The sequence below is a fragment of the Williamsia sp. 1135 genome, from assembly GCF_002095395.1.
Taxonomy (GTDB): domain Bacteria; phylum Actinomycetota; class Actinomycetes; order Mycobacteriales; family Mycobacteriaceae; genus Williamsia.
In genome coordinates this window covers 33846-50242 of the sequence record NZ_MJEI01000099.1, presented here as the reverse complement: position 1 = coordinate 50242, position 16397 = coordinate 33846, and the positions used below count along the sequence as shown (strand labels likewise).

Below are 16397 nucleotides of genomic sequence, written 5' to 3'. Positions count from 1 at the left end.
TCATATCTTGCGAACCCCCACCAGTAAGCTGACCGAAGGTGCCGCACAGGCGCCTGCGAAGTAGCAGGGAGCGTTGGAACATGTCGGACTGGGTGCACAAGATCAAAGAAGAAGCCAAGGGCTTCGTTGCGAAGGCCGAGCAGGAGTTCACGGTGCTCGAAGGTGTCGACGGCGTGGATCCGCTGGACAAACGGGCCGGCGACGTCGAGGCCCACGAGGCGGAGAGCGCACCGAAACCCGAGTGACCGCCATCTCGCCGGGTGAGCGAGCCATCTTCGGCACGCTCGGCGGCAGTTTTGGCACGCTCGCCGGCAGCTTCGGCACGGTCGGCGGCAGCTTCGGCACGGTCGGCGGTCAGACCGGGTAGGGCAAGGCCTCGCCACCGCGCTGATGCAGCATCACTGTCATCACCGCGATCTCATCGGACTGGCCCTTCACCATGGCGACTGCAGCTCGCCTGATCTCCGGGTTCGCCACCGTGCGGCTCGCGTGGCCTGCCATGTCGATCCCGCCTTGGTGGTGGCGGATCATCAACTGCAGGAACAAGATCTCGCCGTCGACGCCTGATGCGGCATGCAGTGCTGTGAGTTCATCGCCATTGGCCATCCCGGGCATCTCCCCGGTCTCGCCGCCGTGGCCGTGCCCGGCATCGCCCATCCACCTCATCGGGTCCGCACCCTGCAACGGTGCGTCGAGCATCTGCAGCCATCCCATCATCTGCCCGATCTCACGCCACTGCGCGTTACGGATCTGTGCAACGAGTCCACGCACATCCGGCGCGGCGTCGCCCGGTACCAGGTCGCACATCATCACCGCCTGCTGGTGATGTGCGGACATGTCTTGAGCGAAGCCGACGTCGACCGCGGTGGCCACCGGCGCCGCCACCGCGTCACGCTCTCCGCTGTCGACGGCAAGGCCGACGCACAGACCGATGACGAGGGCGACGACCGCCACGATGACCGGCCAGAGCCACTGGCGCAGGGCGACGTTCATGTCAGCGGGTAGGCCGCCGGATCGAGTTGCAGGGTCATGAACCCGTTGTCCATGCACGTCACCCACAATTGATCGCCATGGAATTCCGGTGGCGACAGGCACCAATCCGCGGACAGATCGCCGCCGATCAGCCGGCTCTGGTCGTTGATGATCCCGTCGATCGGCGAATCACCCTGCAGCACCGCTCTCGCGACCGCCAGGGTCCCGATGATCGGGGGCGCCGCTATCGACCCGAGCAGTGCGTGAATCGAATTGGTCAGTTGCAGGTGCTTTCCCGTCTGGGCAGGCGGGTTGTAGTAGGCGATTTCCTTGAAGTCATCCGGATCACGGATGTCGAAAACACGGATGCCCGACTGGATCCAACCGCACGCCATCGCCGTGGGGTCGTCCGGCCGATCGATCGCGCAGTAGTGGGCGTCGTAGCCGAACACCCCGTTCGCGGTGGTACTGCGGGCCCACCGATTCGCGTTCTCGGGCAAGTTGATCGCCAGCTTGAGGGCGTTGCGCTGCCGTAGGTTCGAGGAGTCGACCGCGTCGAACAGCTTCACCCCACCCGAGCCACCCTCATCAACAGAGAACACGTGCGGTTTGCCTGCGTAGGTGGCGTAGATGGTGTGCTGGGTGATCTGCCCGTCGGCCCACAGCTTCTCACCGACGTGCGGCATCAACTGCGCCACGATGGTCCGCGGCTTTCGGTTCTGGACCGCAGTGACGTCGATGACCGTCAGCCCCAACAAATTCGAGAGGTACAGCGTGTTCCCGTCGGGTGAGAAACCGACCCCGTGCGCCTCGATTCCGGTGATCCCGGACCACACGATCATCGGGTTACGTGGATCGGTGAGGTCGACCGCGCTGACGTAGCCCGGCGCGATGCCGGTCACCCAGTACGTGTTGCCGTCCGGGGAGAAGTCGCCCTCGTGCGTGGTGATGGGGATCGGCATCGTCAGTTGCGAACCCGCCCCGTGGTTCAGCAGTCGAGGATGTGCACAATCCTGGGAGATGTCGTACACCGAGATGTACCCGGCGCCCTCGAGGAGCCCGACGCCGGTGCCGACGAGCAATCCGCGTTTCTGGTTGACCTTCAACGACTCCCACGTACCACCGACCATGGCCGGTTCGGTCAGGACCGCAGATAATCTCGGGGCGCGAGGATCCGACACATCGAGCACCTGCACACCCGGGTTGGGTCCGAGAAAGTTGGTCGGGAAGGTCGAGCCGGTGTACGAGCAGTTCTTGTAGGTCGCGCTGACGATGCCTGCGCCCTGGCCCTGATACCGGCCGACGAGATCGATGTTGCAGTTGTATCCCTTTGTGCTGCGGCCTGACTTGCGGTCTTCGAGCGGCACCTCACCCTGGATACCGGTCTCGACCCGGTCACCGTCGCGGCAGCTCGCCTGCGGGGCCGCGGTCGGCCACACGTCGGTCAGGTCGTTGTAGCCCGGCGGGGCTGTCGCCATCGCCGGACTCATGGTCAATGCGGTTGCGGCGGCGGTCACCACCGCCAGCGTCAGCGCCGCCCTGATCATCGATCGTGCAGTCCCCACCCATGTACCCACGCGGCGCCCCCTACGGCTTCATTGCCGGTCCTCGGGAGCGAGGTTATCGGGTACGCCTCCGCGGTGGAGGGTTTTCGCCGAACCGCGTATCAGTTCACCGGAAGACTGTCGGCGACCTGGGCCAATTCCTCCACGGTGGTGCTCTTGTCCACGGCCGACAACTCGATGTAGAGGTCGGGAATCGAATCCACCGACATGCCCATCCAGCGGGTGTCCTCGCCGCCGCCGCCGTTGATCGCGCGGCCGTGCTGCCAGGTCGTCGAGCTCACACCGTCCCAGGTCCGGATCTCGTCCATCCGGCTGTTCAGAGCCTCCGGACTGACGTAGAAGTCAGTCCACAGATCGTATTCGGCGCCGTCGACCTCGACGACGCAGCGAAAGCCGGCCTTCAGGAACTGCTCCCCCGACCCGTTCACGTCGGCCGCCTCCTCCGGCGGGACGGCGTCCATACGTGTCTCACAGCGCATTCCGTTCCAGCCCTCGTCGGACGGCGAGGCCGGCAGCAACTCGGGCAGTGCGGAAGCCGCTTGTGCGAACAACCCCCAACCGGGCCCGACCTCGACCGACTCGGTGCCGCTGGGTGGCGACACCCGTCCCTCGGAGTCGACGGCACGCACCGAGTACGCGACGGTGTTGCTCCCGGTCGGCGCGATGGCCGAGATGTCGCGGAACTCGGTGTCCGGGCCCGAGTACACGACCTCGTCACCTCGACTCAAGAAGTATTCAGACGCCGCCGAATCCGCCGTCCAGGACACCTTCACCGCCCCGTCCTCCTCGCTGACGCTGAGACCAGTTGGCGCACCGACCGAATCACCCGCACCCCGCACGAAGTACGTGACCGCAAGCGACACCACCAGCGCCACGACCGCGCCGACGATCAACAGCGGCCACGCCCAGCGCTTCACAGCGGCAACCTGTCCAGTTGCGCCTTCGCATCGGCGTCCTTGCCGTTCTCCATCGCGACGGACACGTCGTAGACCTCCCGGTCACTGTCGTCGAAGGCCAGGATGGCGGTACCCGCCCAGTCGCTGGTGGCGCTCGGCGACTGGTACAGAACACCCGACGCACCCTGGTCTGTGGTCTCCGACGACGTCTTCAGACCCAGCGAGGCGAGGTAATCGTCCCGCACCTGCCGCGATGGGTACTGCCTGATCCGAATCGTGAAGTCGCCGCCGGAGTCACGGCACAGGATGCTGCCGGACTTCGGGATCTCGGTGTCGACCGTGCCGGTCCCGCCGAAGCAGGCTTCTCGGCCGTAGTTGTCGCTGGACAACGGACTCGGGCCCACGATCTCCGGGAAGGTGGCGGCGATCTGTTCGAGGCCGTGCCAGCGCTGTGCCACCTTGACCTCACCGCTGGCCTCGCTGTACGGCGATCCGTCCCGGTCACCGGAGCGGGCAGAGACCGAGTAGGTGTACGTGCCGGGCAATGGCATGGGTTGAGAGAACTTCGGTTCGCTGCCGACGTAGATGATCGACTCACCCTGACGGAGAACATATTCCGAGGCTCCGTCGACCTCGGGCCAGCTGATGTCCACGGACGCATCCGCGATCGTGGCGGTCGGCGGCGCCGGAGTCGCGAGTGCGCTCCCCGCACCACCGAACAGCAACAGTCCGGCGACCACGCCGACCACTAGCGCCGCCGCGATGATCGGACCGGCCATGACGGCGGCCCGCTTGAACCACGGCACCTTCGGCGCCGACCCACCGGCGCCGGCTGCTGCGTACATCGCACCCCCGGGCCCCGCAGGGGGTGGGGTCCCCTGACCGCCATAGGGCGGGTATTGGCCACTGCGCATCTGCGGACTCGACGGCAACGACCGAACTCCGACCGGGGCAGCAGGCCGCGACGTCCCGTACCCCTGATTCACGGGGCCGGGCTGATACGGATTGGATTGATAGGGAGTGGACTGCCCACGACCGGGCACCGGAGGGGACTTCGGCGGATAGGTCACGGCGCCGACCGGGTTGCGCGGTGAACTATTTTGCGGTGGAACGGGTTTAATCAGCGGCGGTGGGATGAAGGCCTGCTGCGCGCGGGTACTGTTCGGGGCGCCACCGCCCTTGAGCGCCTCGTGCGCCGCGTCCGCGAGCTCGCGGCCCGAATTGAACCGGTCCGCGGGCTTCTTCGCCATCGCCTTGGCGATGACAGCCGCCATCGCGGCCGGGACCGCGGGGTTGGCCGCAGCAGGATTCGGCGGCGGGTTGAACATATGCGCCGCCATCAGTCCCTGACTGGTGGGTGCATCGAAAGGAGCGGCGGCGGTGAGTAATTCGTAGAGACTGCAGCCCAGGGCGTAGACGTCGGCGCGATGATCGATCTCTTCGCCGCCGATCTGCTCGGGCGCGCTGTACCGCAGAGTGCCTACCGTCATCCCCACCGAGGTGAGGCTGCTGTCGGTCTCCTGCGCCATACGGGCGATACCGAAGTCGGTGAGCTTGACCGCATCCGGATTCATCGGGTCGGCACCGGGGGTTATCAGGATGTTGCCGGGTTTGACGTCACGATGGAGCAGACCCTTGCGGTGGGCGTAGTCGAGACCATCGGCGATCTGCGAGACGATCCGCACGGCGAGGCGTGGGTGCAGCGGGCCTCCCGAGAGAAGTTGCGCCGCATCGGTACCCGAGACGAACTCCATCGCGATCCAGAGCTGGTCCTCGTGTGTCCCGCGGTCGAGAACGTTGACCAGATTCGGATGACTGAGCGGCGCGACCAGGTCCGCCTCGCGCTCGAATCGCGCCCTGGTGTCGGGATCGGTGCCGTAGGTGCTGTTCAGCAATTTGATCGCGTCGGCACGCGGCAGCCGCGGATGCTGGGCCTTGTAGACCTCGCCCATCCCGCCACGGCCGATCAGCTCCAAGATCTGATAGCCACCGATATGGGAACCGATCGCCACGCCCATCGCCATTGCCTTTCACCTGACCTGCTGTCGGCAGGTTAGGCAGATACTATCCAGCGCCGCGGCGGCCACACCAGCCATCGCTCACCGAATACACCGTCTGATCGATCGGGGCGAATCCTTCGCGTCGATTGGGGCGGATCCTCGCGTCGATCCGGGCGAATCCTTCGCACTCCTTCCGTTAAGCACATACGCTCAACTCATGAAATCGCCTTGTTCCGGGATCCTCGCCTGCGCTCTGCTGGTCGGTGCCGCACTGTGCCTCATCCCATCGACCGCTGCGGCAGCACCGGTCGCCACCTGCACTCCGGCGCAACTACTCGCCGGCGCCGAGACATACGTAGCGGCGTTGGCCGACCCGTCGTTCGCCTACGACGTCCCCGTCGCCGACGACGTCGTCCGATTCGAGAACGGCGTTCAAACCGGCTTCTCCGGGGACGTGATGCAGGCCGAGCTGGCGGCACACCTGCAGTACGGCGGCATCACGGGAATCAAGAACCAGCACTGGTCGGGAGCCGGAAACCTCATCCGCGTCATCTACGACCTCAAATACGGCGTCGGCGATCTCAACATTGCCGATTCCACCATCGACGAGACCTTCGCGTTCAACAGCGCGTGTGACATCGCGCGCATCGACGCGACCTTCTCCGTCCGGCCGGGAAACCTGATCACGGGAGGCAACTGATGGGGCAGTTCAGCAGAGAAGAACTCGAGGCGGAGTTCGCCAAGTTCAAGGCGTTCAACGACAAGGTCGCGATCACCCAGGACTGGGACCCGTGGGCCGACCAGTTCACCGTCGACGCGGACTACGTCGAACACGCCCTGGGCACCTTCAAGGGCCGCGAAGAGATCCGGACCTGGGTGAAGAAGACGATGGGACGCTTCCCCGGCAATCACATGGTGGGTTACCTGTCCCTGTGGCACGTCGTCGATGAAGAGACCGGCCGCATCATCTGTGAGATCGACAACCCCATGCGCGACCCGGGCGACGGCACGGTATTCACCGCCACCAACATCACCATCCTCACGTATGGAGGCGATGGCCTCTGGGCCAAGGAAGAGGACGTCTACAACCCGATGGAGTTTGCCCAAGCGGCAAAAGCCTGGTGCAATAAGGCCCGAGAGCTGGGGAATCTGACCGACGACGCCACCAAATGGCTCGAAACGGTGGGAAAGTACTTCTGATCGGATGCGTGGGATCTCGACCTCCTGCGCGTTAGCTGCACCACACGGTGCCCAGCCCGGCTAACACCAGCCCCACCGGCGACGAAGCCGTACAGAGACAGAACCTTGATCGATGTGACGCCGATGAGTGACACGGCGCGTTGTTTACAACTAGGGTGGCGGCGCAACGACCCCGTATCCTGGAGCCTTACAGCCTAGCCTTCTTGGAGGAATATCTAATGGCACGCGAGTTGACCCAACTTGAGCTTCTGAAGGAACTTGCACCGGCGGCCGAGGAAAACGTCAACCGCCATCTCCGCACCACCAGGAACTGGCATCCCCACGACTACGTGCCGTGGGACGAGGGCCAGAACTTCGCCGCCCTGGGCGGCAAGGATTGGGACCCCGAGCAGTCGCAGCTCGACGAGGTGGCCAAGGCCGCCATGATCACGAACCTGCTGACCGAGGACAACCTGCCCTCCTACCACCGTGAAATTGCCGAGAACTTCACGATGGACGACGCGTGGGGACACTGGGTCGGCCGGTGGACCGCCGAAGAGAACCGTCACGGCATCGTGATGCGCGACTACCTCGTCGTGACCCGTGGAGTCGATCCCGTGGCCCTCGAAGAGGCCCGCATGATCCACATGACCAACGGCTATTCGTCGATTGCCGCCGCCGGTGACCGCGCCAGCGAGTTCGACAACGGCGAGGGCTCGGCCGGAATCCTGCGCTCGGTCGCCTATGTCACCTTCCAGGAACTCGCGACCCGCGTCTCCCACCGAAACACCGGCAAGGCCTGCAACGATCCGGTCGCCGACCGCATGCTCCAGCGCATCGCCGCCGACGAGAACCTGCACATGGTCTTCTACCGCAACATCTGTGGCGCCGGCCTCGACCTGGCTCCTGATCAGACCCTGCGCGCCATCTACGAGGTCGTCTCCAACTTCCAGATGCCGGGCGCGGGCATGCCCAACTTCCGCCGGAACGGCGTCCTGATGGCCAAGCACGGCATCTACGACCTGCGTCAGCACCTGGAAGAGGTCATCGAGCCCGTCTTGCGCAAGTGGAGGATCTTCGAGCGCGAGGACTTCAGCGCCGAGAGCGAGAAGATCCGCGAGGACCTGGCCGCGTTCCTCGAGAAGCTCGGCGCCGACACACTCAAGTTCGAAGAGATGCGCGATCGCGCGCTGGCCCGTGAGGCTGCCAAGCGCGAGAAGCTCTCCGCCGCGTCCTGACTCTAGAGAAAGCACTGCTCTGACCGCCGTACTCCCCCAGACGACCAATTCCCCCGCTGCTGAACAGACGGGTCGAGCTCCGGCTTCGCCTTCGTCTCTCCGGATTGGGTCCATCGAGCTCTCGAGCCCGGTGGTCCTGGCTCCGATGGCCGGGGTGACCAACGTTGCCTTCAGGACGTTGTGCCGCGAGCTCGAGCTTGCCCGCACCGGCACGGTGGCGGGGCTGTACGTGTGCGAGATGGTCACTGCACGTGCCCTGACCGAGCGCCATCCGGTCACGATGCACATGACCACGTTCGGCCCGGACGAGAACCCCCGATCGATGCAGCTGTACACGGTCGACCCGGAGTACACCTACGCCGCCGCGAAAATGATCGTCGACGAGAACCTCGCCGACCACATCGACATGAACTTCGGCTGCCCCGTCCCGAAGGTGACCCGCAAGGGCGGCGGATCGGCGATTCCGTACAAGCGTCGCCTCTTCGCGAACATCGTCGCCGCAGCCGTCCGTGCGACCGAGGGCACCGACATCCCGGTGACCGTCAAGTTCCGGATCGGCATCGACGACGACCATCACACACACCTCGACGCGGGCCGCATCGCCGCTGAGCAGGGTGCCAAAGCCGTTGCACTCCACGCCCGTACGGCGTCGCAGCGCTACTCGGGTACCGCCGCATGGGATGAGATCGCCCGTCTCAAGGAACACGTCACCGATGTACCGGTGTTGGGTAACGGCGACATCTTCGAACCCGGCGACGCCACCAGGATGATGCAGCAGACCGGGTGCGACGGTGTTGTGATCGGCCGCGGCTGCCTCGGGAGGCCATGGTTCTTCGCCGAACTGAGCGCCGAGTTGAACGGCACACCTGCCCCAGAGGCACCAAATCTCGGCGAAGTGGCGCAGATCATCATTCGTCACGGACAACTCCTCGCTGATCATCACGGCGAGTTCAAGGGCATGCGTGAAATCCGCAAACACGTCGCCTGGTATCTGCGCGGCTTTCCGGTCGGTTCGGAGCTGCGACGCGAGATGGCATTGGTGGAGACCGTGCAGCACCTCGCCGACCTCGTCGGCCAACTACCCGCTGACGTGCCCTTTCCGGCCGACGGTCACGGTCCCCGCGGTCGGCAGGGCTCGCCGTCGGCGGTGGCGCTGCCCGACGGCTGGCTCGATGATCCCGACGACGAGGCCGTTCCCGACGGCGCCGAGGTCATGCATTCCGGCGGCTGAGTTCGCCTCAGCAAATCCTGCATCTGGAAACGCTGGTTTCATGTTGTCGAATGCAAACGTGTCATGAACGCTGTGTATCTCCTCGCCACACCCTCCTCACCCGGTTGGCCCAGTATCATCGACACCGCGCCGTGCCCGGCTGGTCTCCAGTCCATCGGGCCTGAGATCCAGCCCGGCGCCCATGAGGCCGAAGGAACATGAGTGAGCGACGACGAACTGCGGGGGCGCACGCCCGAAGAACGCCGCAACGAGATTCGCCGCCGGCTCGGTGCACCGTCTGACGAAGTCCTGCGCGAACCCCCCGTTCGCCCCACCGATTCACGCTCCGCCGGTCCGCGCTCCGCCGATTCACGCTCAGGCGACAACCGCCTGACGGTCCGCGAACTGCTCAATCGGATGAACGCCGCCGGCGGTCCGGATGCCGACGCCCAACCGCCTGCCGCCGCCCCGAGCTCCCAGTCGGGGACCGACCAGCCGGCCCGCCGTCCGCGACGTTTCCGCCCGGCCGATGCGCCCACCGAGACGATTGTCGGCGCCACCGGCCGCCCACCCGCCGATGAGCCCAACACCGAGGTCATTCCTGCCACCCCCCGAGGCGCAGCTGCGCCCGATGATGTCGCCGACGACGTCGAGGTGACCCGGTACATCCCTCAGGTCGACACCGACAACGGTCCCGATCTGTCGGGCACCGCCACCGCCCGCCGCGCGTCGAACGAATCGCAGGGGCAGGTCCCCTCCGATCCCCCCGCGGACGACGACAACCCCACCACCCGGGTCCCCCGCACCGTCGCACCGGCGGCCACCGGCGGCGGCAGACGCCACGCCGCTCCCCGCAGCCAGCGCGACCGACTGCACCTGATCCGTACCGCCACCATCGGTGGACGCGTCGTCATCGCCGTCGCCTGTGTGATGGCCCTGCTCGGCACCGGTGTCGTGTGGGGATATCAGAAGGTCAAGGACGGCAACTGGAACACCGTCGACGCCGTCAACTCCGACAGCGAGAAGATCCGCGACAAGCAGCTGCAGACCGGCGACGAGACCTACCTCATCGTCGGCACCGATACCCGGTCCGGGGAGAACGGCAAGATGGGGGCCGGCGGTGCCGAACTGTTCGAAGGCGTCGCGCGATCGGACACCGTGCTGCTGGTCAACATCCCCGCCGACCGTAGTCGCGTGGTCGCCGTGTCCTTCCCGCGCGACCTGCAGGTGAACCGCCCCGAGTGCACGGGCTGGAACAACGACGCCGGCACGTACACCACCGATGTGCTGCCACCGGCCGACGGCGTGAAGTTGAACAGCGTGTACGGGGAGGGCGGCCCGAAGTGCATGGTCGAAACCCTCACCGACATCAGCGGCTTGAACATCAACCACTTCATCGCCATGGACTTCTATGGTTTCGAGAAGGTGGTCGACAAGATCGGCGGCGTCGAGGTCTGCTCGACAGTTCCGCTCAACGACTACGAACTGGGCCCGATCCTGACCAAGGCGGGAAAGCAGACGCTCAGGGGTGGCAAGGCGCTCGATTACGTACGCGCCCGCAACATCGAAACCGAGGGCACCGGCGACTACGGCCGTATCAAGCGTCAGCAACTCTTCATGTCCTCGCTGCTGCGTGCATCCCTCTCCAGCAAGGTGCTCGCCAACCCGGCGACCCTCAACGGGATCATCGACACCTTCATCCAGTACAGCTTCGTCGACCAGGTGAACACCGATGACCTGCTGCAACTCGCGCAGTCGATGCAGGGTCTCGACGCCGGCCGGGTCACATTCCTGACCGCTCCGACGTCGGGGACCGCCGAAGACGGTTCAGGCAACGAGATCCCGCGTGACGACGACATCCGCGCCATCTTCGACGCCATCATCAACGACGAGCCGCTGCCCGGAGAGAAGCAGGAAACGACACCCACCACGTCGAGCGGGACCACGACCACGCGGCCCACGACCTCGGCGGCGCCGAAACCGTCCGTGGTCACCGTCAGCGCGGTGTCGCCCTACGCCGTCTCGTTGCGGATCCTGAACGGCACCGGCACCACCGGCGTGGCGAGCGGCATCTCGGAGAGCCTGGCCGCCCAGGGTTACCAGGTGAACGGGGTCGCAGATGCGTCGGAGAACCGGACCGACACGGTTGTCCGTTACGGCGCAGGTCAGCAGGCTGCCGCCGCGACCGTCGCGCAGATGTTCCCGGGTACGACCATCCAGTCGGACCCGAACCTCGAGGCCGGTATCGAGGTGATCGTCGGCAGTTCGTTCACCGGCGATCTCGGCCAGGCGCCGTATGAGGGTGCACAGATCAGCGCGGACGAAGTGGCACGCGACGCCGACGGCGGCGAACTGCCCAACGACCTGACGGTGACCAACGCCGGCGACACCAGCTGCAGCTAATCCCAGACGTCGGACACTCGTTCATTCGCAGTTCACCAGCCGACCACCAATAACACCGATTGTGGCAGTACGGTTGATACATGCGTAGTGCCTACATTGAGCAGATGGCAGAACTCAACGGAGTTCTGGGACAGATGTGCGAACTGGCCGGGGTGGCGATGGAACGATCCACCCAGGCGTTGCTCCAGGCGGACCTCGCGGTCGCCGAGGAGGTCATCGGGAGCCATGAGCACCTGACGACACTGTCGACCCAAGCCGAAGAACGAGCGTTCGCCATCCTCGCGCTGCAGGCACCGGTGGCCGGAGATCTGCGGTCGATCGTCAGCGGCTTCCAGATCGTCGCGGACATCGACCGGATGGGTGCGCTGGCCCTTCACGTCGCGAAGGTCGCACGCCGCAGGCACCCCGCCAAGGCGTTGCCGGAAGAGGTCAACGGCTACTTCGCCGAGATGGGCCGGCTGGCGATCACCATGGCGTCGAACGCCCGCGAAGTGCTCACCACCCAGAACCCGGAAGACGCCCTGAAGCTGCAGGACGATGACGACGCGATGGACGATCTGCACCGTCACCTGTTCACGGTGCTGATGGACCGTGAATGGAGCCACGGCGTCGCCGCGGCCGTCGACGTGACCCTGCTGGGCCGCTACTACGAGCGCTTCGCCGACCATGCCGTGCTGATCGGCCGGCGTGTCGTGTTCCAGGCGACCGGTCAGACCCCGGAACAGTTCATCGAGGTCTAGCGCCTCCACAAAAGCACACGCTCCGGCCATAAGCACACGTTGCAACATGTGATTTTGGCTCGAGTGTGTGCTTTTGTCGTTGTGCTGCAGAATGATTCAGCGTGACGACGAACGAAGTGCCGCTATCCGTTCGGCGAGTTCGGCTGCAGTCCTGAAACGATCACTGTGCGGTGCAAGGCATTCTGAGATCAGGTCACGCTCGGCGGGTGAAAGTGTCTCACCGAGCTTCGGCTTGGTCGACTGTACGGTGCGGATCGCAACCAGCGGTTGCATGTCGGGCAATTCGCCGTACAGCCCCTCGCCGGTCAACGTCCGATGGATGGTGGCCCCGAGTGCCCACAAATCCGTTGCACGAGAGGGTGTCTGACCGACCAGGGTGTCCGGATCCGCGAACTCCAGGGTCGCCGACGACCCGATGCCACTGACGGCCGTGGCAGCGGTGATCACCCGAGCCAATCCGAGCCCGGAGAGTGCTCCCGCCGGCCCACCGGCACCCGCCCCGGCGATCATGACATTGGCAGGCTTGATGTCTCCGTGCACGAGGCCCGCCTCGTGCATGTCGTGCGCTCCCCTCGCCGCACACTCCAGCACCGCCAGCGCCTGATCCCGCTGTAGTGGCATCGCGGGGGCCGCCATCGAGCCACCCGCGAAATACACCATCGAATACATGAAGAGATCGTGCAGCGCCGCCTCGTACAAGTGCACGAGGTACCTCGAGTTCACCGCTGCGAAAGTCTGCAGTTCTCGCGCCCCTCGATGGAAGGCATCCTCACCACAAGGATTCGAGAATACTTTCAGCGCAACGTGTTCGACTTCGAGGCCCAGTCGCTCGGGCGGCGTAGCGAGGTAGCAGAGGCCGTGACTTCCCGCCCCGAGCCCGCGAACGATGCGGTAGTCCGCGATCGCCGGCGGGAGGCGGCGGGAATCAGTGCTGGGCGAGCCGTCAACGAACATCGCTGATCCTCCCGTGGGGTGCCTCGAACAGCAGCGACCGGCTGCCCACCCGGAGCTGCGACCCCGGATACAGGACCGCTTCCTGCCCGCGACGCAGAGTGATCCATCCCGGCGCCCTGGGCAATCGGACGTAGGTTCCGTTCACCGAACCGGTGTCGACCACCCGCACCTCCCAATCAACCAGGCGCAGTTCGCAATGCGCTCGCGACATCGAGCCCGAGGTGTCGTTGATCCGGATCGGGTCGAGCGGGCCGATGCCCACACTCGCGATACCGCCACGGCTCGCCACCATGGGCTCCGGGTCACGGCCGATCAGCAGGTCGCCTGCCACCACGAACGTGGTGCCGTCATCGATCACCAACAGCCCCAAGGGCGGTCGGGGTCCCTGCACCAGCGCGCCGGTCATGCGATCGATCCGGATCCCGCAGCGCGTGCACACCGGCAACCGAGGATCATTGATATGTCCGTTGGCACAGAGCAATCCGTTGATCTGCAGCTGCTGATCACGCAGCGCGACCTTGGGGTTGACCGCACTGACAGGCCGGTTCGCGACGTCGGTGGGCGCCGACGACAACGCCGCATCGGCCGGACCCACGACATCGCGCGGAGGCACCAGCGTGGGTTCGGCGATGCCCTGCCGGAACGCCGCCGGTTTACGGGGTCCACCGACGATGGGCAGCGGGGTGCGGGCGGACCTGGGCAGCGGCGGGACGTCGTCGAGGCGGACGGCGAACGTGGGTGGCACCAGTGGTGTCGCGTCAGCCGGGGCGGTTGCGGATCCGACGAGAACGCCATCGCCTGCGGTCGGTTCCGGCGTTGCGACCGGGGGCGGTTCGGGAATCGTGTAGACGGCACTGTCGGTCGACGGCGAGGCCGAAGGCCACAGGACCATCCCGGCGCCCGGCGCAGACCCTTTCTCGAGACTGAAGATCTCGGACGGGGCGATCCCGGTCGCCCCGATCGGTCCACCGGCCAGCGGGTCGATCGCATCGATCGTGAGTGCCAGCGCGAAGATCGTGCTGGGGTAACTGCGCTGGACCAGGAACCCGGCGTCTGCGCCGCGGATCACCTCAGGGGTCGCGAACTCGGTGACGTACACCCGAACCGTTGCGGCGCCGTAGGCGAACACCTCGAGCCCGCCGTGCCGGTCCGACGAGATGACCGCGAAGTCGGGGCTGCTGTCCTCGTTCGCGAGCAACCATTTCGTCAACGACCGCAGCCGTGACCCTTCGACACCGTCGAGCGACTCCGTCGCCAACTGGGCGAGTTCGGTCAGCGTGGCGCTGGTCCGCATCGGATCCGCGTCCACCAGCAGCAGCGATGGTCCGCGCCGGAGTGCGACACCGCGGCCGGGCAGCACGCTGACCGGATGTTTAGCCGTCACCCGTCCATCATTGCAGTGGCGCCCCGTGAGCGAAGGGCTGGGCCGCGCGCGATGCAGTGAGAAATGCGGACGCGCAGCGGGCACGTGACGAGCGAAGAGCGCGCAATGAGGCCCAGCCCACGAGCGAACTATCCAAATCGGCCGGAGATGTAGTCTTCCGTCGCCTTCTGGGCGGGGTTGGAGAACATGGTCTCGGTGTCGCTGACCTCGATCAGCTGTCCCGGCTGGCCGACACCCGCGAGGTTGAAGAACGCGGTCTGATCGCTCACACGCGCAGCCTGCTGCATGTTGTGCGTGACGATGACGATGGTGAAGTCCTTCTTGAGCTCGTTGATGAGCTCTTCGATGGCCAGCGTCGAGATCGGGTCCAGTGCCGAGCAGGGCTCGTCCATCAAGAGCACCTCGGGCGAGACGGCGATCGCGCGGGCGATGCACAGACGCTGCTGCTGCCCACCGGACAGACCACCGCCGGGCTTGTCGAGGCGGTCCTTCACCTCTTCCCAGAGGTTCGCGCCGCGCAGGCTGCGCTCTGCGGTCTCATCGAGCTGCTTCTTGTCCCGCAGGCCCTGCAGACGCAGGCCGGCGACGACGTTGTCCTTGATCGACATCGTCGGGAACGGGTTCGGGCGCTGGAAGACCATGCCGATGGTGGAGCGCACGGAGACCGGGTCGGTTCCCTTGTTGTAGATGTCCTCGCCGTCGAGCAGCACCTTGCCTTCGACGCGGGCACCGGGGGTGACCTCATGCATCCGGTTCAGGGTGCGCAGCACGGTGGACTTGCCACAACCGGACGGGCCGATGAAGGCCGTGATGCAGCGTGGCGGGACTTCGAGGCTCACGTCTTTCACTGCGTGAAAGGCGCTGTAGTAGATGTTCAGGTCTTTGATGTCGAGACGTTTTGCCATGAGAGGAGTCTTTCGGTTGCTTCGGCCGTGGGTGCTTTACAAGTCTTGTCGGGTCTTCAGAACTTCTTGGGCGAGAAGACCTTTGAGACGACTTTGGCGCCGAAGTAGACGATCGCCACCAAGATCACGAGGGTCAGTGCGGCGCCCCACACGGTGTCGAAGGCGCCCGGACCATTGTTGTACTGCTGCACCATCATGAGCGGCAGCGACTGCTGGTTACCTTCGAATGGGTTGCTGTTCAGCACCTTCGTGGAACCCACGAGGATGAGGACCGGTGCCGATTCACCCATCACGCGGGCGATCGCCAGCATGACGCCTGTGATGATGCCCGAGAGTGCGGTCGGGAGCACGATCATCACGATCGTCTTCCATTTGGGCACGCCGAGCGCGTAGGACGCCTCCCGGAGATCCTGCGGGACGATCTTGAGCATCTCCTCGGTGGACCGGACCACGATGGGCGCCATCAACAGCACCAATGCCAGCGACACCACGAAGCCTGATCGCGGGAGGTCGAAGGTGGTGCGCCACACCGCATAGATGAACAGCGCGGCGACGATCGACGGAACACCCGAGAGGATGTCGACCATGAAGGTCGTGATCTTCTGCAGTTTCGAGTTGTTGCCGTATTCGACCAGGTAGATGGCGACGAATATGCCGATCGGGATGGCGATGACAGCAGCGATCGCGGTCTGCTGCAACGTGCCGATGATCGCGTTGAGGGCTCCGCCTCGCAGCTCGGACTTCTGCCACCAGCTCGGGTCGATGATGGCTTCGAAACCGCGGGAGACCAGGGTCCAGAGCAGCCAGACCAGCGGGACCATGGCGATGACCACGGCACCGGTGACGAGGACGGCCGCGCCCTTGTCACCGATCTTGCGGCTTCGCTTGACCGGGGTGAATCCCGAGGGGGTGCGTTTGACCGGGGCGGTACTTGCGTCGAGTGTCGTCATG

Annotated in this window: 16 protein-coding genes; 8 read left to right on the top strand and 8 right to left on the bottom strand. The window is 65.4% G+C overall.

What is annotated here, in order from left to right:
* The first annotated feature begins 80 nt into the window (after positions 1 to 80).
* Positions 81 to 245: a hypothetical protein gene (locus BFL43_RS29040; protein ID WP_168176670.1), complete on the top strand. Its 165-nt coding sequence runs from the start codon at positions 81 to 83 to the stop codon at positions 243 to 245.
* The gene (locus BFL43_RS29780; RefSeq protein ID WP_276206115.1) at positions 242 to 367 is read left to right on the top strand and encodes a hypothetical protein; all 126 of its coding nucleotides are present in this window, start codon (positions 242 to 244) and stop codon (positions 365 to 367) included. Before BFL43_RS29040 ends, BFL43_RS29780 begins: the two co-directional genes overlap by 4 nt.
* On the opposite strand, the gene BFL43_RS18045 is transcribed toward BFL43_RS29780, so the two are convergent.
* From BFL43_RS18045 to BFL43_RS18030, 4 genes are all read right to left on the bottom strand, one after another.
* The gene (locus BFL43_RS18045) at positions 355 to 993 is read right to left on the bottom strand and encodes a DUF305 domain-containing protein (protein ID WP_084893874.1); all 639 of its coding nucleotides are present in this window, start codon (positions 991 to 993) and stop codon (positions 355 to 357) included. The two genes, BFL43_RS29780 and BFL43_RS18045, sit on opposite strands and share 13 nt — an antisense overlap.
* On the bottom strand, positions 990 to 2537 hold the full coding sequence (locus BFL43_RS18040) for a hypothetical protein (protein WP_240498337.1): 1548 nt from the start codon (positions 2535 to 2537) through the stop codon (positions 990 to 992). The genes BFL43_RS18045 and BFL43_RS18040 overlap by 4 nt, the downstream gene beginning before the upstream one ends.
* Before the next feature lie 101 nt (positions 2538 to 2638).
* The gene (locus BFL43_RS18035; RefSeq protein ID WP_084893873.1) at positions 2639 to 3454 is read right to left on the bottom strand and encodes a hypothetical protein; all 816 of its coding nucleotides are present in this window, start codon (positions 3452 to 3454) and stop codon (positions 2639 to 2641) included.
* Entirely contained in the window at positions 3451 to 5457 is a 2007-nt protein-coding gene (locus BFL43_RS18030) for a serine/threonine-protein kinase (protein WP_084893872.1), read from the bottom strand. The genes BFL43_RS18035 and BFL43_RS18030 overlap by 4 nt, the downstream gene beginning before the upstream one ends.
* Positions 5458 to 5650: 193 nt before the next feature.
* On the opposite strand from BFL43_RS18030, the gene BFL43_RS18025 reads away from it, so the two are divergent.
* The 6 genes from BFL43_RS18025 (at position 5651) to phoU (ending at position 12203) form a co-directional block, all read left to right on the top strand.
* Complete coding sequence (locus BFL43_RS18025) at positions 5651 to 6133, top strand: hypothetical protein (protein WP_084893871.1); 483 nt, start codon at positions 5651 to 5653, stop codon at positions 6131 to 6133.
* Positions 6133 to 6633, top strand: a complete 501-nt coding sequence (locus tag BFL43_RS18020) for a nuclear transport factor 2 family protein (RefSeq protein WP_084893870.1) — start codon at positions 6133 to 6135, stop codon at positions 6631 to 6633. Before BFL43_RS18025 ends, BFL43_RS18020 begins: the two co-directional genes overlap by 1 nt.
* 218 nt (positions 6634 to 6851) lie before the next feature.
* Positions 6852 to 7850 (top strand): acyl-ACP desaturase, encoded by a 999-nt coding sequence (locus tag BFL43_RS18015; RefSeq protein ID WP_084893869.1) that lies wholly within the window; start codon positions 6852 to 6854, stop codon positions 7848 to 7850.
* 103 nt (positions 7851 to 7953) lie between these two features.
* Positions 7954 to 9081 carry a tRNA dihydrouridine synthase DusB gene (gene dusB / locus BFL43_RS18010; RefSeq protein ID WP_084893981.1) on the top strand — a complete coding sequence of 376 codons (1128 nt, stop codon included), beginning with the start codon at positions 7954 to 7956 and terminating at the stop codon, positions 9079 to 9081.
* A 201-nt stretch (positions 9082 to 9282) separates the two neighbouring features.
* Positions 9283 to 11463 (top strand): LCP family protein, encoded by a 2181-nt coding sequence (locus tag BFL43_RS18005; protein WP_206186702.1) that lies wholly within the window; start codon positions 9283 to 9285, stop codon positions 11461 to 11463.
* Between the two features lie 80 nt (positions 11464 to 11543).
* Positions 11544 to 12203 carry a phosphate signaling complex protein PhoU gene (phoU, locus tag BFL43_RS18000; RefSeq protein WP_084837552.1) on the top strand — a complete coding sequence of 220 codons (660 nt, stop codon included), beginning with the start codon at positions 11544 to 11546 and terminating at the stop codon, positions 12201 to 12203.
* Between the two features lie 96 nt (positions 12204 to 12299).
* Here phoU and BFL43_RS17995 read toward each other — a convergent pair whose 3' ends face one another.
* The 4 genes from BFL43_RS17995 to pstA all read right to left on the bottom strand — a co-directional run bounded on the left by BFL43_RS17995 (position 12300) and on the right by pstA (position 16396).
* Positions 12300 to 13157, bottom strand: coding sequence for a protein kinase (locus BFL43_RS17995; protein ID WP_084893868.1), 858 nt, complete (start codon positions 13155 to 13157; stop codon positions 12300 to 12302).
* On the bottom strand, positions 13147 to 14541 hold the full coding sequence (locus tag BFL43_RS17990) for an FHA domain-containing protein (RefSeq protein WP_084893867.1): 1395 nt from the start codon (positions 14539 to 14541) through the stop codon (positions 13147 to 13149). The genes BFL43_RS17995 and BFL43_RS17990 overlap by 11 nt, the downstream gene beginning before the upstream one ends.
* 128 nt (positions 14542 to 14669) lie before the next feature.
* A complete protein-coding gene (pstB, locus tag BFL43_RS17985; protein WP_084837549.1) occupies positions 14670 to 15446 on the bottom strand; it encodes a phosphate ABC transporter ATP-binding protein PstB in 777 nt (258 codons plus the stop codon).
* A gap of 56 nt (positions 15447 to 15502) precedes the next feature.
* A complete protein-coding gene (pstA, locus tag BFL43_RS17980; RefSeq protein WP_084893866.1) occupies positions 15503 to 16396 on the bottom strand; it encodes a phosphate ABC transporter permease PstA in 894 nt (297 codons plus the stop codon).
* Position 16397 lies beyond the last annotated feature (1 nt).

Bases quoted from the DNA above. Each gene is read 5' to 3' on its own strand.
- BFL43_RS18015 (WP_084893869.1), top strand. From the start codon at position 6,852: ATGGCACGCGAGTTGACCCAACTTGAGCTTCTGAAGGAACTTGCACCG.
- pstB (WP_084837549.1), bottom strand. From the start codon at position 15,446: ATGGCAAAACGTCTCGACATCAAAGACCTGAACATCTACTACAGCGCC.
- BFL43_RS18045 (WP_084893874.1), bottom strand. From the start codon at position 993: ATGAACGTCGCCCTGCGCCAGTGGCTCTGGCCGGTCATCGTGGCGGTC.
- BFL43_RS18020 (WP_084893870.1), top strand. From the start codon at position 6,133: ATGGGGCAGTTCAGCAGAGAAGAACTCGAGGCGGAGTTCGCCAAGTTC.
- BFL43_RS17995 (WP_084893868.1), bottom strand. From the start codon at position 13,157: ATGTTCGTTGACGGCTCGCCCAGCACTGATTCCCGCCGCCTCCCGCCG.
- BFL43_RS29040 (WP_168176670.1), top strand. From the start codon at position 81: ATGTCGGACTGGGTGCACAAGATCAAAGAAGAAGCCAAGGGCTTCGTT.
- BFL43_RS18025 (WP_084893871.1), top strand. From the start codon at position 5,651: ATGAAATCGCCTTGTTCCGGGATCCTCGCCTGCGCTCTGCTGGTCGGT.
- BFL43_RS18030 (WP_084893872.1), bottom strand. From the start codon at position 5,457: ATGGCGATGGGCGTGGCGATCGGTTCCCATATCGGTGGCTATCAGATC.
- phoU (WP_084837552.1), top strand. From the start codon at position 11,544: ATGCGTAGTGCCTACATTGAGCAGATGGCAGAACTCAACGGAGTTCTG.
- pstA (WP_084893866.1), bottom strand. From the start codon at position 16,396: ATGACGACACTCGACGCAAGTACCGCCCCGGTCAAACGCACCCCCTCG.